At 47.1% G+C, this 21,326-nt stretch carries 20 protein-coding genes and 1 pseudogene; 2 read left to right on the top strand and 19 right to left on the bottom strand.

Annotated elements, in window-relative coordinates:
* Nucleotides 1-31: 31 nt before the first annotated feature.
* Nucleotides 32-2,815 carry a PBP1A family penicillin-binding protein gene (locus ACWHAR_RS03965; protein WP_032873273.1) on the top strand — a complete coding sequence of 928 codons (2,784 nt, stop codon included), beginning with the start codon at nt 32-34 and terminating at the stop codon, nt 2,813-2,815.
* A 77-nt stretch (nt 2,816-2,892) separates the two neighbouring features.
* On the opposite strand, the gene ACWHAR_RS03960 is transcribed toward ACWHAR_RS03965, so the two are convergent.
* The 18 genes from ACWHAR_RS03960 to ACWHAR_RS03875 all read right to left on the bottom strand — a co-directional run bounded on the left by ACWHAR_RS03960 (nt 2,893) and on the right by ACWHAR_RS03875 (nt 19,108).
* Entirely contained in the window at nt 2,893-3,384 is a 492-nt protein-coding gene (locus ACWHAR_RS03960; RefSeq protein ID WP_007612186.1) for a YpoC family protein, read from the bottom strand.
* Nucleotides 3,381-4,040: an endonuclease III gene (gene nth / locus ACWHAR_RS03955; RefSeq protein ID WP_007612187.1), complete on the bottom strand. Its 660-nt coding sequence runs from the start codon at nt 4,038-4,040 to the stop codon at nt 3,381-3,383. The genes ACWHAR_RS03960 and nth overlap by 4 nt, the downstream gene beginning before the upstream one ends.
* Before the next feature lie 18 nt (nt 4,041-4,058).
* Nucleotides 4,059-4,757: a DNA replication protein DnaD gene (gene dnaD, locus ACWHAR_RS03950; protein ID WP_003153516.1), complete on the bottom strand. Its 699-nt coding sequence runs from the start codon at nt 4,755-4,757 to the stop codon at nt 4,059-4,061.
* A 94-nt stretch (nt 4,758-4,851) separates the two neighbouring features.
* Nucleotides 4,852-6,144 carry an asparagine--tRNA ligase gene (gene asnS / locus ACWHAR_RS03945; RefSeq protein ID WP_003153515.1) on the bottom strand — a complete coding sequence of 431 codons (1,293 nt, stop codon included), beginning with the start codon at nt 6,142-6,144 and terminating at the stop codon, nt 4,852-4,854.
* A gap of 134 nt (nt 6,145-6,278) precedes the next feature.
* Nucleotides 6,279-7,460, bottom strand: coding sequence for a pyridoxal phosphate-dependent aminotransferase (locus tag ACWHAR_RS03940; RefSeq protein WP_007612190.1), 1,182 nt, complete (start codon nt 7,458-7,460; stop codon nt 6,279-6,281).
* Between the two features lie 22 nt (nt 7,461-7,482).
* Nucleotides 7,483-7,968, bottom strand: a complete 486-nt coding sequence (gene tseB / locus ACWHAR_RS03935; RefSeq protein ID WP_032873272.1) for a cell wall elongation/penicillin-binding protein regulator TseB — start codon at nt 7,966-7,968, stop codon at nt 7,483-7,485.
* Nucleotides 7,969-7,977: 9 nt separating this feature from the next.
* The gene (locus ACWHAR_RS03930) at nt 7,978-8,148 is read right to left on the bottom strand and encodes a YpmA family protein (RefSeq protein WP_003153512.1); all 171 of its coding nucleotides are present in this window, start codon (nt 8,146-8,148) and stop codon (nt 7,978-7,980) included.
* 147 nt (nt 8,149-8,295) lie between these two features.
* Entirely contained in the window at nt 8,296-11,082 is a 2,787-nt protein-coding gene (gene dinG / locus ACWHAR_RS03925; protein ID WP_032873271.1) for an ATP-dependent DNA helicase DinG, read from the bottom strand.
* Nucleotides 11,083-11,203: 121 nt separating this feature from the next.
* Nucleotides 11,204-11,587, bottom strand: coding sequence for an aspartate 1-decarboxylase (gene panD / locus ACWHAR_RS03920; protein ID WP_003153510.1), 384 nt, complete (start codon nt 11,585-11,587; stop codon nt 11,204-11,206).
* A 1-nt stretch (nt 11,588) separates the two neighbouring features.
* Entirely contained in the window at nt 11,589-12,449 is an 861-nt protein-coding gene (gene panC / locus ACWHAR_RS03915) for a pantoate--beta-alanine ligase (protein WP_032873270.1), read from the bottom strand.
* A gap of 3 nt (nt 12,450-12,452) precedes the next feature.
* On the bottom strand, nt 12,453-13,286 hold the full coding sequence (gene panB, locus ACWHAR_RS03910; protein WP_007409480.1) for a 3-methyl-2-oxobutanoate hydroxymethyltransferase: 834 nt from the start codon (nt 13,284-13,286) through the stop codon (nt 12,453-12,455).
* 244 nt (nt 13,287-13,530) lie between these two features.
* Complete coding sequence (locus ACWHAR_RS03905) at nt 13,531-14,508, bottom strand: bifunctional biotin--[acetyl-CoA-carboxylase] synthetase/biotin operon repressor (RefSeq protein ID WP_032873269.1); 978 nt, start codon at nt 14,506-14,508, stop codon at nt 13,531-13,533.
* Complete coding sequence (locus ACWHAR_RS03900; RefSeq protein ID WP_032873268.1) at nt 14,493-15,683, bottom strand: CCA tRNA nucleotidyltransferase; 1,191 nt, start codon at nt 15,681-15,683, stop codon at nt 14,493-14,495. Before ACWHAR_RS03900 ends, ACWHAR_RS03905 begins: the two co-directional genes overlap by 16 nt.
* A 4-nt stretch (nt 15,684-15,687) precedes the next feature.
* Nucleotides 15,688-16,821 (bottom strand): N-acetyl-alpha-D-glucosaminyl L-malate synthase BshA, encoded by a 1,134-nt coding sequence (gene bshA / locus ACWHAR_RS03895; protein WP_032873266.1) that lies wholly within the window; start codon nt 16,819-16,821, stop codon nt 15,688-15,690.
* Nucleotides 16,818-17,531 (bottom strand): bacillithiol biosynthesis deacetylase BshB1, encoded by a 714-nt coding sequence (bshB1, locus tag ACWHAR_RS03890; RefSeq protein WP_032873264.1) that lies wholly within the window; start codon nt 17,529-17,531, stop codon nt 16,818-16,820. The genes bshA and bshB1 overlap by 4 nt, the downstream gene beginning before the upstream one ends.
* Nucleotides 17,524-17,937 carry a methylglyoxal synthase gene (gene mgsA / locus ACWHAR_RS03885; protein ID WP_003153499.1) on the bottom strand — a complete coding sequence of 138 codons (414 nt, stop codon included), beginning with the start codon at nt 17,935-17,937 and terminating at the stop codon, nt 17,524-17,526. Before mgsA ends, bshB1 begins: the two co-directional genes overlap by 8 nt.
* A gap of 23 nt (nt 17,938-17,960) precedes the next feature.
* A complete protein-coding gene (dapB, locus tag ACWHAR_RS03880) occupies nt 17,961-18,764 on the bottom strand; it encodes a 4-hydroxy-tetrahydrodipicolinate reductase (protein WP_032873262.1) in 804 nt (267 codons plus the stop codon).
* A gap of 8 nt (nt 18,765-18,772) precedes the next feature.
* Complete coding sequence (locus ACWHAR_RS03875; RefSeq protein ID WP_003153495.1) at nt 18,773-19,108, bottom strand: nucleotide pyrophosphohydrolase; 336 nt, start codon at nt 19,106-19,108, stop codon at nt 18,773-18,775.
* Between the two features lie 142 nt (nt 19,109-19,250).
* On the opposite strand from ACWHAR_RS03875, the gene ACWHAR_RS03870 reads away from it, so the two are divergent.
* A complete protein-coding gene (locus ACWHAR_RS03870) occupies nt 19,251-20,123 on the top strand; it encodes a YitT family protein (RefSeq protein ID WP_003153493.1) in 873 nt (290 codons plus the stop codon).
* A gap of 23 nt (nt 20,124-20,146) precedes the next feature.
* On the opposite strand, the pseudogene ACWHAR_RS03865 reads toward ACWHAR_RS03870, so the two are convergent.
* Nucleotides 20,147-21,314: pseudogene (locus ACWHAR_RS03865) on the bottom strand (oxalate decarboxylase family bicupin).
* Nucleotides 21,315-21,326 lie beyond the last annotated feature (12 nt).

Below are 21,326 nucleotides of genomic sequence, written 5' to 3'. Positions count from 1 at the left end.
GAAAGGTTGATAAACGAAAGGTTGAGATGTTATGTCAGATCAATTTACGAGCCGTGAAGAACGCCGTAAGGCAAGGCAGACGAAAAGCACTAAGCCCTCTTCACCGAAAAAAGGCAAGAAACAGCGTAAAGGCGGTTTATTCAAAAAGATTGTGCTGTCCTTGGTTATTCTGTTTGTCCTTGGCATAGTCGGCGGAGCGGCGGCATTTGCCGTTTTGGTTTCCGGCGCGCCCTCTTTGGACGAAGCAAAGCTGAAAACGCCTTACTCTTCAACGATTTACGATAAAAACGGCAAAGAAATCGCGGAAGTGGGTGGTGAAAAACGAACCTACGTCCCGATTAAGGATATACCCGATGTTGTGAAAGAAGCATTTATCGCAACTGAAGACGCCCGTTTTTATAAGCACCACGGTATAGACCCGATCCGGATCGGAGGCGCCTTGGTCGCCAACTTTACGGATGGATTCGGTTCAGAGGGAGGAAGCACAATCACCCAGCAGGTTGTGAAAAACTCGCTTTTGACCCATCAGAAAACGATTAAACGGAAAGCACAGGAAGTGTGGCTTTCACTGCAGCTGGAGCGCCATTATTCTAAAGATGAAATCTTAGAAATGTATTTAAACAGAATTTATTTCTCACCGCGCGCCTATGGCGTCGGTAAAGCGGCTGAAGAATTCTTCGGCGTAAAAGATTTGAGCAAGCTTACGGTTGAACAGGCGGCGACGCTTGCCGGAATGCCGCAAAGCCCGACCGGATATAACCCGGTTAAAAATCCGAAGGCTTCCGAAAAACGCCGAAACATCGTTCTCAGCTTAATGGAAAAACAAGGATTCATTTCAAATTCTGAATACCAAAAAGCGAAGAAAGTGTCCATGAAAGATGAAGGCGTCGTCAGCCAAAAGGAATACGATAAAAAGGACACAAATAAATACAGCGCTTTTGTCGAAGAAGTTATGAAAGAAATTGAGACAAAAGAAAAGAAAGACGTCGATATTTCAACTGACGGATTGAAAATTTACACGACTCTTGATACGAAAGCACAAGATTATCTTGATCAATTGATGAACGGCGACACAGCCGGATTTACCGAAGGCATGCAGGGCGGCGTCACGCTCCTTGATACGACAAACGGAGAAATCCGCGCCATCGGAGCAGGACGGAACAGAACTACCGGGGGATTCAATTATGCAACACAAGGTAAAACCCAGCCCGGTTCAACGATAAAACCGATTCTTGATTACGGCCCGGTCATTGAAAATAAAAAATGGTCGACGTATGAGCAGATTGACGACTCAGCTTATACGTACTCTGACGGCACTCCGATTCACGACTATGACAATAAATACAGAAATATGATATCAATGCGAGAGGCCCTCTCAGACTCGCGTAATATTCCGGCTCTGAAAGCATATCAAGCAGCCGGTAAAGATAATGCCGTCGACTTCGCAAATGACTTAGGACTAGGATTAAACAAAGAGAGTGTAACCGAATCTTATTCGATCGGAGGATTTGGTCAGGATAACCGCGGTGTATCTACTATGACAATGGCGGGCGCCTACAGCGCTTTCGGAAATAACGGAACGTACAATGAACCGCATGCGGTCACATCGATTGAATTTAATGACGGCACTAAGCTTGATTTAACACCGAAACCGAAAAGTGCTATGAGCGATTACACGGCATTCATGATTACCGATATGCTCAAAACAGTCGTGCAGTCAGGAACAGGCAGACTAGCTCAAGTACCGAACGTGGAAGTCGCCGGTAAAACGGGTACGACAAACTTTACTAAAGGTGATATTCAAAAATATAACATTGCTCCGGGCGGAGTCCCAGACTCATGGTTTGTCGGATACACCCCTCAATATACAGCAGCGGTTTGGACCGGAGTTGAGTCTGGCAACAAAGCAGGTAAGAAATCACTGTCTGCTGCTGACCAGCAAGTCGCAAAACGGATTTTCCAAAAGCTGATCTCATACGTTGATGACGGTAAAGGAAGCTTCAAGCAGCCTGACAGCGTCGTAAAAGAAACAGTTGAGAAAGGCTCGAATCCTGCCGCTTTAGCCGGACCAAATACACCGGATGATAAAAAAGTGACGGAGTACTTCGTGAAAGGAACGCAGCCAACTGCCGTTTCTAAAACGTACACGAAAGAAAAAGCCGATAAACCGACAGGATTGCAAGTGAAATACGACAAAGATAAAAAATCATTAACCTTAAGCTGGAATTATGACGGTGATGCAACATTCAATGTCAAACAATCCGTTGACGGCGGAAGCTACAGTGACATTCAAAACAGTTCGGCAAAAGAAGCCGTCGTCCCAGATGTCACGCCAGGCTCCACATACAGCTTCCAGGTGACAGCGGAAAACGATGACGGAAAAAGCGATACGGCATCAGCATCTTTCAAAGTCCCGAAAGATGAAGAAGACGATGCGGATAAAGATAAAGCGACTGACGATGAACAGAAGTCTGATGAAGATAAAGACAAAGACAAGACGCAAACTGATGATTCAAACACAGATGACAATCAGACAGATACGTCTGACGGATCGGATCAAACACCAACTGATGACCCGGATAAAAATCAGGATCAACCCGATAAGGATCAAACAGATAACAACAATCAGAATCAGCCCGGCAACGGGACTGATAACAACGGACAGCAAGATAACGGCTCTGATAATGATTCCGATTCCGGTTCAGACGGCTCAAATAAACCTGACAGCGGTCAAACGGACAAAAACAAAGACTCATCTTCAAATATCAACGGGCAGTCCAATTCGTCAACCATCCAGTCAAACCCCGCTCATTAGCGGACGAAATCCTTCACCTCAAACAGGTGAAGGATTTTTTTCATACAAAAAAACCTCCTTATGAGAAAAGGAGGTTTTTAACATTTGTTCATGGCTTCATATTTATGATATTGTTTCTTCATCTCCGTCATCAATTCATCAAGCTGAATAAACGAGTGATATTGAGTCGGTTTTGTTAAAATAAACGCCATTCGCTCCGCCCAATTGATCGGTTCGGCGGGAAAATGCTTTGTTTCAAGCACAGACCAATCAAGTGATGTGACCCGCTCCCCTGCCGTCCAGTGAAAAGCGGCAATCAGACAGGCAATTCCCTTCAGCATGTCATTTTGATCACATCTCGATTTTCTTGTTTGAAAAACGGGAAGCAGCGTTTCTTTCGTTTCGTTCCAAATCTGAAATAGAAACGGGACATATTCGCCCCTTTCCCTCCATGGCTGCACGGTTGGCTGACCGCTGAAATCCATATACAGCGGATGGCGGCGCAGCGCCGTTTTGATCTCAAGGCTTTCCAAGTCCGTAAGGCTGCGCAGGTATGTTTCATAGCCTGCCAGAATGTCAATCGCCGTCACCGTTTCACCAGCCCTTTTTTGTCACGCTTCTGCCCTTCTCTGCATAGCGGAAGCAAAGGACATTCCGCACAGCGGGGAGATTGCGCTTTACAATGATACCTCCCGAAAAATATTAATCTGTGGTGCGTAACAGACCAATCCTCTTTCGGCACTTTTTTCATTAATGTTTTCTCTACCTCCAAAACAGAGTCCTTCCAGCGGCAGATACCAAGCCGTTTAGAGACCCGCTCCACATGAGTGTCTACTGCGATCGCAGGTACGCCGAAAGCAACAGACACGACTACATTTGCCGTTTTCCGTCCGACACCCGGCAGATTCACAAGCTCATCCCGGTCTTTCGGCACTTCTCCGCCGTACTCTTCGATGATCATTTTGCTCAGCTTTTGAATATTTTTGGCTTTATTACGGTATAGGCCGATTGATTTAATATCCTGCTGGAGTTCTTCCAGCGATACGGCAAGATAATCTTCGGGCCGTTTATATTTTTGAAATAGCGTTTTTGTCACTCTGTTGACGAGAGCGTCCGTACATTGCGCGGATAATGCGACTGCCACAACCAATTCGAAAGGATTTGAATGGACAAGTTCACATTCTGCGTGCGGAAACATATCGCCGATTTTTTCAAGACAATATTCAATCTGCTTTAAATTTAACACGTTTCTCCCCTTCTCATGTTATTGTTCCAGCCAATTGTAAAAAGGCACCTGCCTCGTATACTCTTTTTGCGGATCATTTTGTTTCGTTTGAACACGACGGAATTTTTGGCTGTGCGCCTTCGCCTGCTCAACCGTTTTGAAGCCGTTCTTTTTCCATTCAAATAAAATCCGGTCAATATAGCGAAAACTGAGTTTCCCCGATAAAACAGCTTCTTTTAAGGCGTGTTTAATCAGAATCGCATCATGCTGATCCTGATCCTGCCATATGGCCAGCGTCTCGCATTCAAGGGGCGACAGCGGTCTTCCGAACTCTTCTTCAAAGATGGTATACAGGCTTTTTTGTTCTCTTTCTGACGTTCTTTCCTGCGTTTCATTTTGAGAATGCTGCATGTAATCATACAGCTTCGCCCATAACGGCTGCAGAGAATATTTTTCAAACTTTATGCCGTTATGGTCTTCACATTCTTCAATAAACAGAAAACCTTTTTGAATAAACATTCTCAGGCAGCTTGTACATTCTTCAGCAGAGATGGACATGCCTGATTGAAGTTCAAACGGCGTCGGAAAATAAGAGCCCTTTTCCAAATGCATTTTAATCTTCAAAAGCAGGATCAATTCGGTTTCATTCAGCCCGAGCTGCCGGTAATGTGTCAGCAGCAGGTTGGGAATGCTTGAAATGCCGAGTTCCTGCATATCTATAAATTGCTGTTTTTTCATCCTTACACCTCTTACTGTAAAAGGTTATCTCCGGGAGCTTTCCCCTTTACTTAGAAAAAGTCTCCCTTGCAGGAGACTTCGTTTTTTAAAACTATTACGGATACAGACGGTTCAGAAGTCTCGGGAACGGAATCGTTTCACGCACGTGAGGCGCTCCGCTGATCCAAGCCACTGTCCGCTCAAGTCCGAGGCCGAAGCCGGAGTGCGGAACAGAACCGTATTGTCTGAGTTCAGCATACCATTTGTAAGCATCTGAATCCAGACCGTGTTCTTTTAATCTTTCTTCCAATAAATCCATATCATGAACGCGTTCTGAACCGCCGATGATTTCCCCGTAGCCTTCCGGAGCGATTAAGTCGGCACATAACACGACATCATCACGATCTTTGGCAGGCTGCATATAAAACGGTTTTAATGATGTCGGATAATGAGTGATAAACACCGGTTTGTCATAGCTTTCTGCAATCGCTGTTTCATGCGGCGCACCGAAGTCATCTCCCCACTCAATATCGTCAAAGCCTTTTTCTTTCAGGAATTCAATCGCTTTATCGTACGTAATGCGCGGGAATGGCGCTTTGATTTGTTCAAGCTTCGATGTGTCTCTTCCTAATGTGTTCAGCTCGATCTTACAATGTTCCAGCACACTTTGTACGATGTATGCAACATAATTCTCCTGAACTTCAAGGTTTTCTTCAAATTCAACAAATGCCATTTCAGGCTCAATCATCCAGAATTCGATGAGATGGCGTTTCGTTTTCGATTTTTCCGCTCTGAACGTCGGTCCGAAAGAGAATACTTTTCCGAGCGCCATTGCAGCTGCTTCCATATACAGCTGACCGCTTTGAGACAGGAAGGCGTCTTCATCAAAATATTTCGTCGCGAACAGCTCAGTCGTGCCTTCCGGAGCGCTTCCCGTCAAAATCGGCGGATCAACTTTCACGAAGCCTTCTTTATTGAAAAATTCATAAGTCGCACGGATGATTTCGTTGCGGATTTTCATAATTGCGTGCTGGCGTTTCGAACGGAGCCATAAATGTCTGTGATCCATTAAGAATTCCGTACCGTGCTCTTTAGGCGTAATCGGATAATCAGTCGCTTCGTGAATGACTTCAATGGATGTAACAGCAAGCTCATAGCCAAGCGGTGAACGCTCGTCCTCTTTCACAATTCCTTTTACATAAAGCGACGTTTCCTGTGTCACTGATTTCGCGATTTGGAAGATGTCTTCTTCTACTTCAGCTTTGACGACAACTCCCTGAATGAAGCCGGTACCGTCTCTCAGCTGTAAAAATGCGATTTTACCGCTTGAGCGTTTATTAGCGACCCAAGCTCCAATCGTTACTTCCTCGCCTGTGTGTTTATACACTTGGTTGATTGTTGTTTTCAAACTCTTTCCCTCCAGAACAAGAAAGACATTCAGGAATCTGCCTGAATCTCTTTTTTCATCACTTTATTATACCCGTTCTACTCTAACGGGGTCAATGCAAGTGAAAAGCGGCTTTAAAAGCCGCTTTTTCAGAATCAGCTGTGTTTTTCCGTGAAGCGGCGGATTCTTTCGACCGCTTCTTCTAAAAGATCGAGTGACGTTGCGTAAGATAAGCGGACGTTGTCCGGTGAACCGAAACCCGAGCCCGGCACGATGGCGACTTTTTCTTCTTCCAGAAGCGCCTTGACGTATTCATCGACATCTTTGAATCCGCAGTTTTCTGCGGCCGCTTTGGCGTTAGGGAACAAGTAAAACGCCCCTTCAGGCTTGACACAGGTGAATCCGGGAATTTCACTGAGCTGAGCGTAAATGGTGTTCAGTCTGTGCTCAAATGCCTGTCTCATCTCTTCCAGCGGCTCAGCCGGACCGTTATAGGCCGCAATAGCGCCGTATTGAGCGATAGACGTCGGATTTGATGTGCTGTGGCTCGCAAGGCTCGTCATCGCTTTAATAATCGTCTCCGAACCCGCCGCATAGCCGATCCTCCAGCCCGTCATGCTGTGAGATTTCGACACGCCGTTAATGATGATCGTCTGCTCTTTCAATTCATCTGAAAGCTGTGCGATTGAGACGTGTTTTTTTCCTCCGTATGTAAGCTTCTCATAAATCTCGTCAGAAACGATCAGAATGCCATGCTCCAGACACACTTTTCCGAGTTCCGCAAGCTCTTCTTTCGTATACATAACACCTGTCGGGTTGCTCGGTGAATTGATAATGAGCGCTTTTGTTTTCTCAGTGATAGCCTGCTTCAGCTGCTCCGGTGAAATTTTAAACTGATTGGATTCCAGCCCTTCTGCATAGACGGGACGCCCCCCTGCCAGTTTCACCTGCTCAGGGTAGCTGACCCAGTAAGGAGTCGGTATAATCACTTCGTCCCCTTCATCGAGAATAACCTGAAATAATGTATACAGAGCGTGTTTCGCGCCGGTGCAGACAATGATTTCTGACGGCTTATATTCAATCCCCTGGTCGTTTTTGAATTTTTTTGCGATACTGTCTTTCAGCGCCGGCAGACCGCCTGAAGGCGTATATTTCGTATGGCCTTCATTCATGGAACGCACCGCGGCATCTATAATGTGCTGAGGCGTATTAAAATCCGGTTCTCCTGCTCCGAGGCCGATGACATCATGGCCTTCTGCTTTCAGCTCTTTCGCTTTTGCAGTAATTGCAAGTGTTGCAGACGGTGTTAATGCGGATACTCTTTTTGCCAATTTCAACTTGAACTCCCCCTAATACGTCTCACGGTGTGATGTTTTTGAGAATCTTGCCGCTTGTAAAGTCCACATAGCTAAAGCTATACTGCCCGTTTTTGTTGATATAGGTCACTTCCCATAACGGAACATTGTTTTCTCTCGCCGGGTGAACGCCATTCAGCTTGGAAACAAGCCCTTCGTCCCGAACGATCTTGGCAGCCTTGCCGCTTGAAATGCCGTCACTGGCTTTTTTTGAGAGGATTTTTGCTTTTTTGTCGGCCGGAACCCATACATACATATCTTTTCCATGTTTATCCGTTCCGGTAACAACATAATATTTCTGTTTGCCGACAAAGGTCTCCACTTTCTCAGCATCTGTCAGCTCCGTTTTTTCTTTAGCGGCTGCGGCAGCTGTTTCGTGGCCTTCTTCTTTTTGAGCCATTGCAGATTTAAAAATGCTGGCCGAAAATAAAAGAACTGCTAAAAAAATAATACCAAATACGGCTGTAAATATTAATGCTTTTTTTCTCATCTTTTTCACCTATGTGCGATAAATGGTGAAGACCGCTTCATTTTGATTTTCTTCGTCGAGCGCAAGGCCGAACATCAGATTGTCCCGTTTCAAAGTCCGGTTTAATGTATCGACGATTTTATATAAATCATCTGAATGCTCCACATTAATCGTTGACAGAATTTCAATTTTGCTTTCCATTTTTATACCCTCCATCGGTCGAACAAATTTTGTTAGTCATAACGGGATGCGCCCGCGGCATAATAAAATCACAAGGCGGCATGAACCCGCTTTTACTATAAAAACAATTCCTCATCCCACACCACGAAAGCCGCGTTTATGCGGCTTTTATTCCGTTTGGCTGACATAAGCCGCCATTTCGGCATCCGTCAGTTCCAAAAGAGATGAAGTCGGGAGCGCTTCAAGAAACAGCCGTCCGTATCCCGCCGTTTTTACACGCTGATCTAAAAGAACGATTGTTCCCTTGTCTCCCGCCGTACGGAGCAGGCGCCCGATCCCCTGTCTGAACGTTAACACGGCCTCAGGCAGGGAAATCGTCTGAAACGGATTTTTCCCCTGTTTCTTGGCAAATTCGCATTTTGCGGCATGAAGCGGATTGTCAGGCGCCCTGAAAGGAAGTCTTGCGATCATGACGGTTGACAATTCATCCCCCGGAAAATCAACGCCTTCCCAGAAATGATTCGTCCCGAGCAAAATCGCCCGGCTTGCCGTTTTAAAGGTTTTCATTAATTTACCGGGACTCCCGCCCGAAATACCTTGGGCGAGAAGCTGAATGCCTGAGATCTCCATACTGAGTTTCAGTTCCTGATACACTTTTTTCAGCATATCATGAGACGTAAACAGGACAAGGATCTTCGGCTGTTTTCCCTTTGACATGATTTCTGCATACTTGGCAATATGCTCAATGACTTCCCGCTCTCCGTCATATTTAACGGATTTCATCTCTTTCGGAATGATGACGTTCATCTGATCATCGTAAGAAAAAGGAGACGGGATGCTTTTGGTGCGCGGATAAAAATCCGCAAGTCCGAGCCTTTCAATCATAAATTGAAAAGACTGCTCCACCATTAAGGTCGCTGATGTGAGCACAACGCTTTTTTTGCGGGCGAAAAACTGGTCTGCCAGCATTTCACCGGGCTCCAAAGGCTGCGCATAGATGCTGACGGCATTTTTTGCGCCCTTCGCATCAATTTCAACCCAAACGGCTTCTTTCTCATCATTTTCAAACAGCAGCCTGCTGAACGTATCGCGATATTCTTTCAGCCCCCTGATACACTTTACATATTCGGCCGCTAAAAAAGCCGCTCCGCTTTTCATCTGTTCAAGCTTTTGATGTAACAGTTTCTCCTGTACTGAAAACATGTCAAGCAGCTGATCCAGCATCGCGCAAAGCCGCTCCGCTCCGTCCGTTATCATGTGAAACCCTTTATCCTGGCTTTTATGATTGAGACTATAGACGAGACGGTTCAGATCGTCTTTAGGTTTTCTTCGTTTGACAAAAGAATGCACTGAACTGAAAAATGCGTCGCTTTCCGATTGAATATGCTTCATCCACTCATCGGCGTCAAAAAAACTTTCCGCCGGCAGTTCATACGTATAAAACAGTTTTCTCATCCGCTTTAACAGTCCGTGTTCCTTTAAGGTTCCGATTCGGCTGAGCTTTGTGTGCAGTCCGATGTATGAAGCTCTCTTCCCGAGGTGCTCGCTGGCAGCGCGTTCGAAATGATGCGCTTCATCAATGATGATTGTTCCGCTTGCAGGCAGTTTTTTCGTTTCACTGCTTTGATCTGAAAACAGCAAAGCATGGTTTGTGATAATCAGATCTGCGGCCTGCGCTTTTTCTTTAGCCCGTTCATAAAACCCGGCAGCCGAGTCCTTCCCTTTTTTAAAAAAAGAATTCTCATCGTAAGCCATGCGCTCCCACAGCAATCTGCCGCCTGATGGAAGATTCAGCTCAGCGGCGTCGCCCGTTTCAGTCTCCGTCAGCCAGACGAGAAGCTGCGCTTTCGTCAAAACCGCATCATAGTTGTCATCTTCCTCATGCAGAATATGTTCAAACTTAGGCAGGCACAGATAATGTGATTTCCCTTTTAAAATAGCAGCTTTGACCGGCCAAGGAAACATACGCTCCAAAAGCGGGAGATCTTTAGACATGATCTGCTGCTGCAAAAGAGTAGAGTACGTGCTGATAATCACGGGAGTCTGCTCCGCTTTGGCAAATAAAACAGCCGGAACGAGATAACCGATCGTTTTTCCGATGCCGGGTGCCGCTTCAATCAGCGCATGCTCCCGATTGCGGAAGGCGCCAAGCACTTCATCCATCATCGAAAGCTGCCCTTTCCGCTTTTCATAGCGGGGGATGATGCCGGATAAAATCTGTTCTTTTTCTTCGTTCCACTTTTCAAGGTCAATGGCCGCATTCACCGGACGGGAAACCGGAATGTGATCGGGCTCTTTAATTGAAAAAGAGGCGTATGGAATGCAGCTCTTTTCTTCCGCCGGCCTGCTTTCATGTATAAAAGAATCCAAAAGCAGCGTCAAATCGCTGATAAAATGCTGTGAAAGCCTTCTAAGCTGCTTTAATGTCGGTAAAGGCAAATGTTTCAGTTTATGTAAAATGTCTAAAAAGACCAGTCCCGTAACCTCCGCATCGCTGTCTGCGCGGTGAGGGCGGTCATGAACAATATTCAGCTCCGCGCACAACTCACCGAGCTTATATCCTTCAAACCCCGGGAAAACAATACGCGAAAGCTCAACCGTATCAAGCACTTCACAATCCGGCAGCTCATAGCCCGCTTCGCTCAGTTCATGCCGGACAAATCCGAGGTCGAAATGAATATTGTGGGCAACAAAATACGCGCCGTCAAGCAGATGAAAAATCTCTTCTGCGACCGCTTCAAACGGCAGTTCATTTTCAACCATTCCGGACGAAATTCCGGTCAGCTGTTCAATAAACGGCGGAATGACTTGATTCGGATTAATATATTTTGAAAACCGCTCAGTTATTTGTCCATTTTCAATGACAACCGCTGCGATTTGAATGATTTTATCGCCCTTTTTAGGCGAATTTCCTGTTGTTTCGACATCTATGACAACGAACCGTTGTTTGTTCATTAAAATGGACACCTCAATTCTTGCATACGAGAAAAGTGTAACACGTTTTGTTGAGAAATGGAGCGGAAAAACAGCTTTTGCCCCTAAATCTTAAAAGAAAACCCCCATGAAGGGGGCTCTATTACAAAATCGTGTGTGCCGGCTCCTGGCCCAGCATCTGCTCGATTTTATTCTGATCATCCAGAACAGCCACCTTCGGCTGATGGCTTTTTGCTTCCTGATCAGACATCATTTGATAAGAAATAATAATGACTTTATCTCCTTCTTGGACGAGACGGGCGGCTGCTCCGTTTAAACAGATGACGCCGCTCCCCCGCTTACCGGGAATAATATACGTTTCAAGTCTCGCTCCGTTATTATTATTCACAATCTGAACTTTTTCATTAGCGAGCATTCCGACGGCATCTAAAAGATCTTCATCAATCGTAATGCTGCCGACATAGTTTAAATTGGCTTCCGTCACGGTAGCGCGGTGCAGTTTTCCGGCCATCATAGTGCGGTACATATTATGATCTCTCCCATTCATCAATATCAATAATGATATTATCAATCAGTCTGGCTTTAGAAAATTGGACGGCGCAGGCCAGAATGACCTTGCCGTTTAATGTTTTAAGCGGAGTCAGCTCCGGATAAGCGTACAGTTCGGCATAATCAATGACGCCGCTTGTGTTTTCGATGATATCGGTGACGGTTTTTATAACGGTTTCCGGATTTCTTTCACCGTCTCTGATCAGTTCGGCACCTTGCTGCAATGCTTTATAGATCATCGGCGCTTCTTTGCGTTCCTGCTCAGTCAGATAGACGTTGCGAGAGCTTTTGGCAAGTCCGTCTTCTTCTCTGACCGTGTCCACTGCAACCAATTCGATATCCATAAAGAAATCCTCAATCAATCCGTCCACAACCGCTGCCTGCTGGGCATCTTTCAGGCCGAAGTAAGCGCGGGTCGGTTTAACGAGATTGAAAAACTTCGTCAGCACAGTGGCCACTCCGTCAAAATGGCCGACGCGGGAGGCGCCGCACAACACGTCAGTTCTCCTTTTCACTTGCACGGCAACATTTTGCTCGCCTTTATACATATCACTTGGAGACGGCGCAAACAAAACATCTGCCCCCGCCTGTTCTGCAAGCCGGGCATCGCGCTTTAAATCTCGCGGATATGCCTCGTAATCCTCGCCCGGTCCGAATTGAGTCGGATTGACAAAGATGCTCATCACGACAATATCGTTTTCTTTGCTTGCTTTTTCAACCAGCGTCAGATGTCCTTCATGAAGAAAACCCATTGTCGGGACGAATCCGATCGTCCGGCCTTCTGAGCGGTATTGTGCAATCAATTCTTTCAGCTGTTGAGTTTCTGTCAGTTGTTTCATCGCTTACTTTCCTCCGTACAAGCCTTGCAGCACAGTTTGGTTTATCTGAAAGGAATGCTTTTCTTCCGGGAAAACCCGTTCTTTCACATCACGGACGTAATCGCTGAGGGCCGACTCAATCGTGCCGTCGATTTTGGCGTATTGCTTCACGAACTTCGGTGTTCTGTCCACGCCGTGGCCGACGACGTCATGATAGACAAGGACTTGGCCGTCCGCTTTTGAACCGGCTCCGATTCCGATGACGGGAATGGATACTTCTTCTTTTATTTTAGCAGTCAGTTCAGCAGGCACGCATTCAAGCACGAGCATCATTGCTCCCGCCTGTTCGCATTTGATGCTGTCTTCAATGAGCTTTTTCGCGCTTTGCTCATCTTTCCCCTGCACTTTATATCCGCCTAATACGCCGACAGACTGCGGTGTGAGGCCTAAATGGCTGACGACGGGAATTCCGCCGAGAGTCAGCGCGCGGATGGATTCGAAAACGCCGTCTCCGCCTTCAAGCTTTAACGCGTCCGCGCCGCTTTCCTGAATTATGGCCGCGGCGTTTTTCAATGTATCCTCTTTTGAAAGGTGGTAAGACATAAACGGCATGTCAGTTACGATAAACGTATTTTTCGCACCGCGTTTTACCGCTTTTGTATGGTGAATCATGTCACTGACCGTTACGCCGACTGTTGAATCGAGTCCGAGCACGACCATTCCGAGCGAATCCCCGACTAAAATCATGTCGACTCCCGCCTGTTCCGCAAGCTTTGCCTGCGGATAATCGTAAGCGGTCAGCATCACGATCGGCTCTCCGTTTTCCTTCATTTTCATGAAATCCAGTTTTGTTTTCATTCTGTTTCTCCTCCTCTAAACGGTGAGGAGATGAGCCGCCAATTTTTCGCAAGCAAAAAAGCCTTCTGTAAAATAAGAAGGATCCCCACTTGTTTAACGTTCGGCGAATGTCATCCCTCTGTCCCAGTCCTTTTTTGGATCAAGGCAGACTTTTCGTAATCTCTGTTCTGCTGATCAGGTGCAGTTCATTATGATACTGCCCATAGGAAGTATACCAAATTCACGAGGCTTGTACCAACTAAGATTAATTGAGCTCAATATCGGCAGAATATATCTTCTTTATACCGTCTTTCGTTTCCAAGAGAAGAACTCCCTCATCATCAATGCCGAGCGATTTCCCGTAAAACGTCCCTTGCAGCGTTCTCGCTCTGAGCTCGTTCCCCAGTCCGACCGCATAGCTTTCCCATAGCAGCTTGATCGGTGTAAAGCCGTGGTTCAAATAATCCTGATAGCGTTTTTCAAAAGTCAGCAAAATCTCTTGTATCAGACCCGCTCTGTCAATTTTTTCGCCGGCTTCCATCCTGAGGCTCGTCGCAATGTCCTGAAGCTCGCCGGGAAAATCGGTTTCCTGCTGGTTCACGTTGATGCCGATCCCGAGAATAACCGAACGGACACGGTCTTCTTCCGCCTGCAGCTCAGTTAAAATCCCGACGGCTTTTTTGCCGTGAATCATTAAATCATTCGGCCATTTAATGGCGGGCTGTACGCCTGTAAAAGCCTCGATGGCCTGTACGACCGCAACGGCAGATAACAGGGTGAGCTGCGGCGTTTTTTGCAAAGGAACGTCGGGTCTCAGAATGAGGCTCATCCAAATCCCGTTTCCCTCCTGTGAATGCCATACTCTGGCCATTCTTCCTCTGCCTGCCGTTTGTTTATCGGCGACTACGAGCGTTCCTTCCGGCGCGCCGTCATTGGCAAGTTCATGAGCGGTTTTTTGGGTGGATGGCAGGACGTCCCGGTAATGAAGCTGTTTGCCCAAAACCTCTGTTTTCAGCCCGAAACGGATTTCGGATTCACTGAGTTTCCCCGGTTTTTTAATGAGCCTGTACCCTTTTCGTCTGACCGCCTCAACCTCATAGCCCTCTTTGCGGAGCTCCTCTATATGTTTCCAAACGGCGGTTCTCGAGCAGCCGAGCGCGTCACTTATTTTCTGCCCGGAGATAAAGCCGTCACCCGCCTCAGAAAATAAATCAATTAATCGGGTTCTTAATGTTGATCCCATGATGCGAGCCACTCCTTTATGTCATGTTTTCGGTTAGGGAGCTTCCCTGCCAATACCGCTTCTTCGATCCGGCGAAGTTCTTCGGCCACCCATTTACCCGCGCGGCGGTTTCTGAGCTCCATCAGATCAGCGCCTGAAATGTCGAGGTCTCGAAGACTTTTGATCGGCAGCTGCTCATACAGGCTCTGAACCTCTTTCAGCTTTTGTTCATCAATCGTCTTATGCTTTTTCAGCATCCCGATTTTAACGGCTGAAAACAGCGCCTCTCCCGCCCGGTACATCGCTTCCGCTTCCAGCTGCACCGGATAAACGCTTATGATTTGCACCGCTTTTTTTATGACTTTTCCCGGCAGTTTCCATTGTTTTAAAAACGCCTCGGCGCTTTTCGGACAAAGACCGAGAAGCAATAACAGCGCTGCCCAGCGTTCTTCGCGTTCATCTAAAGAAGAAAACGGAAATCCGCTTGCTTCAAGCATTTGCTGCTCATAACCGGAAAGACCGGGCAGCTCTTGTATCAGACCTGTTTGCACCATCGTTTGAATCGCTTCTTGTGAGGAAACGCCCTGCAGCAGCTTTTCAAACTCGACGGTCTTTCGTTCTACTGATACATGTGCCAAAAGCTCCCTGTCTTTCATGATGGCCTCTCTTGTTTCTTTTTCTAACAGAAAGCCGAGCTGACTCATAAAGCGGACGGCTCTCATCATCCGCAGAGCGTCTTCCCGAAAACGGTCTTCAGGGTTACCCACCGTTCGGATCAGCTTTTGTCCGATATCATGTGCGCCTCCGAAATAATCAAGCAGCTCTCCTTCGGCAGACATCGCCATCGCATTAATCGTTAAGTCTCTCCGCTTTAAGTCTTCTGATAAAGAAGTAATGAACCGCACAGCTTCAGGTCGCCGGTAGTCCTTATATTCTGATTCGGCACGAAAAGTGGTGACTTCATAGGTTTCATCTTCCCACAAGACGATGACGGTGCCGTGCTCTTTTCCTACATCGACAGTCCGCTTAAAGAGACGCTCCACCTCATTCGGCGAAGCGCTGGTTGCGATGTCCACATCACCTATTTTTCGTTTCATATAGCTGTCTCTGACGGCTCCCCCGACAAAGTACGCCTGATGGCCCGCCTTCATCAGATGATGAAGGATGGGGAGGGCTTTGACAAATTCCTGTTCCATAAGATCACTCCGGTCCTGCCAATTCGTCATAAATCCGTTCATACTGACTGACGATTCTTTGCGAAGAAAAGGCGGTCTCCACCATTTTCAGCGCATGATCAGTCAATCGTTTGCTGAGCTGTTTATCTTCTAAAACGGCAAGCGCTTTTTCTGATGCCGCCTGAATATCGCCGACTTCTACCAGAAAACCACTTACTTGATCTTTAATCACTTCCGGGATTCCGCCGATATTTGTTCCGATGCACGGTACGCCGCAGGCCATCGCCTCAAGGAGGACGAGTCCGAAACTTTCCTTTTCAGACAGAAGAAGCTTAAGGTCGCTGATGGAATACAGCTCTTCCACCCTGTCCTGATTTCCGAGGAGCAGCACTTGATCCTGCAGTCCGTATTTTTCGACAAGCTGCCAAGCGACGCACTTTTCCGGCCCGTCGCCGACAAGCAGGAGCTTCGCCTTTGTTTTGGCTGCGATATTACGGAAAACACGGATGACATCTTTAACACGTTTTACTTTTCTGAAGTTCGAAACATGGATGACGACCTTTTCATCCGGCAAAATGCCATGTTTCTCTTTTATACTCTCTGTATTTTTCTTAAGATAAACACGTTCATCAATAAAGTTGTAGATGGTCTCAATTTTTTTATCCGGCTTGATTAAGTCATATGTTTCTCCGGCAAGCGCGGTTGATACCGCCGTCACTCTGTCGGACGCTTCGATGGCAAAACGGATTAAATCTTTTAATGACGGATCATATCCTAAAACGGTGATGTCCGTACCGTGAAGCGTCGTCACGATGCCGATGTCGCGCTTGAGCATCTGTTTGGCGAGATAAGCGCATACCGCATGCGGCAGCGCATAATGCGCGTGGATGATATCAAGATGTTCCCTCGCGGCAACCTCGGCGATTTTGCTCGCCAGCGTAAGGTCATAAGGCGGATATTTAAATACCGCGTATTGGTTGACTTCCACCTCATGAAAATGAATATTCGGATGATATGTATTTAATCTGAACGGGATGCTTGATGTGATGAAATGAACCTGGTGCCCTTTTTCCGCAAGCAGCTTGCCGAGTTCCGTCGCAATAATACCCGAGCCTCCGACACTCGGGTAGCATGTAATCCCTATTTTTAATGGTCTCATTGTCCGCCCCCAAAAACATCATCATTCAAAACGGGAAGCTGTTTTGAAAAGAAGCCTTCGGCATACCCCGTCCCGGCTTCTTTGCCATACAGTCTTTCCCGTGCTTCCACCATTTCGATATAACCGTTGGTCAGCGGTGTATTCACTGACTGCGCCGTAGGAATAAACTGGCTTTCATAGGCGTGCAGGCTTTCTTTTTTCAAATCGATGGTTTCCGTTATGTCGATTACAAAGTCCGGACGGTGAAACCCGTTGATCATATAATAGTATACGCGCTGAGCCTTATGAGCCGGCAGTTCCTGGTGATCTCTGTATTTATGAATTCCCGCCGAGAACACCGCTTCTTCGACCAAAGCCGCCGCATTTCCGTGGTCAGGATGGCGGTCTTTCGGATAAGGCATGAAAACGGTTTTCGGCCGGCAGGCTCTGATGACACTGACAATCCGGCGGATGCCGTCCTCACTTTTCAAAAGCCCGCGGTCGGGAAGCGTAAGCTGGATTCTCTCTTTTACGCCGAGAATTCGGGCCGCCTTTGCCGCTTCTTCTTTTCTTATCCCTACCGTTCCGTTAGATGATAGTTCGGCCTCGGTCAAATCGCATATCACCGCGGTTTTTCCTTGAGCCGTAAATTTTGCGATCGTGCCGCCCATACCGATCTCGACATCATCACTATGGGCGCCGAACGCCAGAATATCAACGTGTTCAGACATTCGGCTCTCCTCCGCGCACAAGATTGCGGAAATCAAATGCCCCGCCGTCCAGCGTCCGGACGAGGATTTCCGCTGTTCCCATATTTGTGGCGAGCGGGATCGCGTATACGTCACACAGCCGGATCAGCGCCGAGACATCCGGTTCGTGAGGCTGCGCAGTTAATGGATCGCGCAGAAAAATGACGAGATCCAGGGCATTTGCCGCAATCAATGCGCCGATTTGCTGATCTCCGCCGAGCGGGCCGGATTGAAAACGTTCAACAGACAATCCGGTCGCTTCCTGGATTTTCAGGCCTGTCGTACCTGTCGCGTATAACTCATGATGGCTCAGTATATCTTTATATGCGGTCGTAAACTGAACCATATCCTGCTTTTTTTTATCGTGAGCAATCAAAGCGATTTTCATTTGATGTTCTCCCCCTTGCCGATTCAGTCGATAATATTTTCGAGTCCGTATACAAGCTGGTCGATTTTCATCACTTGCTCCACTGACAGCTTCACTCCTGACATAAAGGAAGCCCGGTTATAGGAGTCATGGCGCAGTTTCAGCGTCTGGCCGTCCATGCCGAACATGACTTCCTGGTGAGCGATAAGGCCCGGAAGACGCACGCTGTGAAGGCGGATGCCGTTTAATTCAGCACCGCGGGCGCCCGGCAGAATTTCTTTTTCATCAGGATGGCCCTGCTGCTTTTCTGTACGGACGCTTGAGATCATTTCCGCTGTTTTCAGCGCCGTTCCGCTCGGGGCATCCAGCTTTTGATCATGATGAAGCTCAATGATTTCTACATCTTCAAAATAGTTGGCGGCCATTTGTGAGAACTTCATCATCAGCACCGCGCCCAATGCAAAGTTCGGAGCGATGATGGCGCCGATTCCTTTTTCTTCAGTCAAGGCTTGAAGTTCCTCTAAATCGGCTTCAGAAAATCCGGTCGTTCCCACAACGGGGCGGACGCCGTGTTCAAGAGCGGCTTTCGTATGTTTTTTGCCGATTTCAGGCGTTGTCAAATCGATCAGCACATCCGGTTTTGTTTGTTGGAAACATGCGCGGATATCCGTATAAATAAGAGCGTCTGAATCAGCTGACATCACTTCCCGCAATGTTTGCTGATCGTATGTATGGTCAATGGCGCCGACAAGCTCAAAATGAGGCGTGCGGATGGCAAGTTTTACGGCCTCCTGGCCCATTCTGCCTCTCGGTCCGGCAATGACGACTTTAATGGTTTCATTTGACATGGTTTCTCCTACTTTCCTTCTTCTTTTCTAGTCCAGCGGTCTTTATCACGTGTATTAAATTTATGCATGACGCGGTTATGAGCTTCCTCCAATGAAATATCAAGGGAGTTGGCGAGGCAGATCAGGACGAACAGCACATCGCCCATTTCCTCTTCCATGCTTTTCTCATTTTCCGTCGTTTTCTTCGGCTTTTCCCCATAATAATGGTTGACTTCTCTTGCAAGTTCGCCCAGTTCTTCCGTGAGACGGGCCATCATGGCAAGCGGGCTGAAATAGCCTTCTTTGAATTGGCCGATATATTCATCGACCTCAGCTTGTAAGTCTTTCATCGTTTTGTCACTCACTGTGCGAATACCTCCTGTCATCTCTTCCATGTTAGCTAATTCAAGTACATTTGACAAATGTTAAAAACGGCAGTTTGCTGTTTTCTTTTGTATCCACTATAATATTTACGCAATCTTATGGAAGGAAAAGGGGTTTGATGCAATGCTTGGAGAAATCAGAATCAAAAACATTTGCTTTATTTTAATCGGCGCCGCTGTTTTTTCATTCGGACTGGTTCACTTTAATATGCAGAACAATTTGGCGGAAGGCGGATTTACCGGCATTACGCTGCTTTTATATGCGTTATTCCACATCAGCCCTTCTATTTCCAACCTGGTATTGAACATTCCTATCTTTTTCATCGGCTGGCGCATGCTCGGCCGGACGATGTTTGTCTATACCCTGATCGGCACCGTCTCTCTTTCCGTTTTTCTGAGTGTTTTTCAGCGCTACGAAATTCATATGCCGCTGTCGCATGATTTAGCGCTGGCCGCCTTGTTCGCCGGTGTATTTATCGGCGCGGGTCTCGGCATAATTTTTAAATACGGCGGCACGACGGGCGGGGTCGATATCATCGCCAGGCTGATCAACAAATTTTTCGGAATCCCGATGGGCCGGACGATGTTTGCCTTTGACGCCTGTGTCATTCTGCTTTCTTTGTTTACGTATCTTTCTTATAAGGAAGCGATGTACACGCTTGTAGCCGTTTTTGTCGCTGCGAGATTGATTGATTTTATACAGGAAGGCGGTTATGCCGCAAAAGGGGCAACGATTATTTCTTCGAAAAACGATTTGATTCAGCAAAAAATCATTGAAGAGATGGAGCGCGGCGTCACCGTTTTAAAAGGACAGGGATCATATACAAAAGAAGACAGGGACGTTCTTTACTGCGTCGTTCCGAAAAACGAAATTGTGCTTTTGAAAAGCGTCATCACTTCCGTTGACCCGCACGCCTTTGTTGCAGTAAGCGACGTCCATGATGTGCTCGGCGAAGGATTTACGCTTGATGAAAATAAAAATCCGATCAGACGATAATAAAAAGGCGGCTTTTGCCGCCTTTACTGTTCGTGTTTCCATTTGACAACCGGTGATTTTTTCTTTTTCAATCGGCGGGCGAATGCCGGACTGACATTGAGCGTCTGCTCGACGAAGCGCTGCGGCGTCAGTGCCAGCCATTGGTTTAAAGAGACGTCTTCGAAACGGTCGCTTTTGAAGATTTCCAGAAATCGAAGCACGGTGTCACCGGTATTCTGAACATAATGTCCCATTGCAAAAGGAACATATCCTACGTCACCCGCTTGATAGTTAAATGTCCGCGCTCTTCCCTCCGCCGCAAACACCGTCATTTTCGCTTCTCCTGAAAGATAATACTGCCACTCGTCCGTATTCGGATGCCAATGCAATTCTCTCATGCCTCCGGGTTCGACTTCCACAAGAGCTGCGGCAATCGTTTTTGACACCTTAAACGTTTTTGAATCGACAATCTTTACTCTTCCCCCGCTGGTAACAAGAGGCTCCTGCCGGGAAAGCTTGTAGCTGAACGGCTCCAAAACGGTGCCTTCCGGGGAAGAAACTGCTGACTGTTCAATCGGGGGAGGCGGTTCCAGCTGAAACATGTAACGCTCTTTCTTGTGAATGTAGGCCAAGTCATATCCGGGAACACCGAAGTTCGCCTCCAGCACGCTGCGCGGGGTATGGGCAAACCAGTCCGTTACTGAAAAGGTGCTGTTTTCTGAAAAAGAGCCGTCATCAAAGACAAGCAAAAACTCACTGCCCCGTTCCATCCCTTGAATGGAATGAGGAATGCCGGAAGGAAAATACCACAGATCCCCTTCACTTACGTTATCAATAAAATTCCGCCCATTTTGATCAACCGCAGTTAAACGGACTTCTCCGTTAATCACATATCCCCATTCGGCTTCTTTATGCCAATGAAGCTCCCGCACAGCTCCCGGTTTCGTTCACCGCCGCGATGTTTTTGGATACCGGCAGTTCCCTGACCGTCACCTCTCTGGACCATCCGCCGTCTTCAAGCCTCATATGCGTATCAGAAAATGAGAATTTCAAGTTTTGAACCGTTCCTGCATCCGTTGAGGGCGGAACGAGCATGTCAGGATTCTGGAAGTCACGCGCGAGGTTTCGCGGTCCTTCGTCAGTCGCCCCTTTTCTGCCTCTGATCGGCTGCGGGAGGTGTTTTGAAGCCAATTGCTGGATGAGTTTTTTCACTGACTTAGCTCC

The sequence above is a fragment of the Bacillus sp. LR--39 genome, from assembly GCF_053613335.1.
Note: the sequence above shows the minus strand (reverse complement) of the source record. Positions and strands in the feature narration are given on the sequence as shown.

Bases quoted from the DNA above. Each gene is read 5' to 3' on its own strand.
- ACWHAR_RS03965 (WP_032873273.1), top strand. From the start codon at position 32: ATGTCAGATCAATTTACGAGCCGTGAAGAACGCCGTAAGGCAAGGCAG.
- dnaD (WP_003153516.1), bottom strand. From the start codon at position 4,757: ATGAAAAAACAGCAATTTATAGATATGCAGGAACTCGGCATTTCAAGC.
- tseB (WP_032873272.1), bottom strand. From the start codon at position 7,968: ATGAGAAAAAAAGCATTAATATTTACAGCCGTATTTGGTATTATTTTT.
- ACWHAR_RS03930 (WP_003153512.1), bottom strand. From the start codon at position 8,148: ATGGAAAGCAAAATTGAAATTCTGTCAACGATTAATGTGGAGCATTCA.
- dinG (WP_032873271.1), bottom strand. From the start codon at position 11,082: ATGAACAAACAACGGTTCGTTGTCATAGATGTCGAAACAACAGGAAAT.
- panD (WP_003153510.1), bottom strand. From the start codon at position 11,587: ATGTACCGCACTATGATGGCCGGAAAACTGCACCGCGCTACCGTGACG.
- panC (WP_032873270.1), bottom strand. From the start codon at position 12,449: ATGAAACAACTGACAGAAACTCAACAGCTGAAAGAATTGATTGCACAA.
- panB (WP_007409480.1), bottom strand. From the start codon at position 13,286: ATGAAAACAAAACTGGATTTCATGAAAATGAAGGAAAACGGAGAGCCG.
- ACWHAR_RS03905 (WP_032873269.1), bottom strand. From the start codon at position 14,508: ATGGGATCAACATTAAGAACCCGATTAATTGATTTATTTTCTGAGGCG.
- ACWHAR_RS03900 (WP_032873268.1), bottom strand. From the start codon at position 15,683: ATGGAACAGGAATTTGTCAAAGCCCTCCCCATCCTTCATCATCTGATG.
- bshA (WP_032873266.1), bottom strand. From the start codon at position 16,821: ATGAGACCATTAAAAATAGGGATTACATGCTACCCGAGTGTCGGAGGC.
- bshB1 (WP_032873264.1), bottom strand. From the start codon at position 17,531: ATGTCTGAACACGTTGATATTCTGGCGTTCGGCGCCCATAGTGATGAT.
- mgsA (WP_003153499.1), bottom strand. From the start codon at position 17,937: ATGAAAATCGCTTTGATTGCTCACGATAAAAAAAAGCAGGATATGGTT.
- dapB (WP_032873262.1), bottom strand. From the start codon at position 18,764: ATGTCAAATGAAACCATTAAAGTCGTCATTGCCGGACCGAGAGGCAGA.
- ACWHAR_RS03870 (WP_003153493.1), top strand. From the start codon at position 19,251: ATGCTTGGAGAAATCAGAATCAAAAACATTTGCTTTATTTTAATCGGC.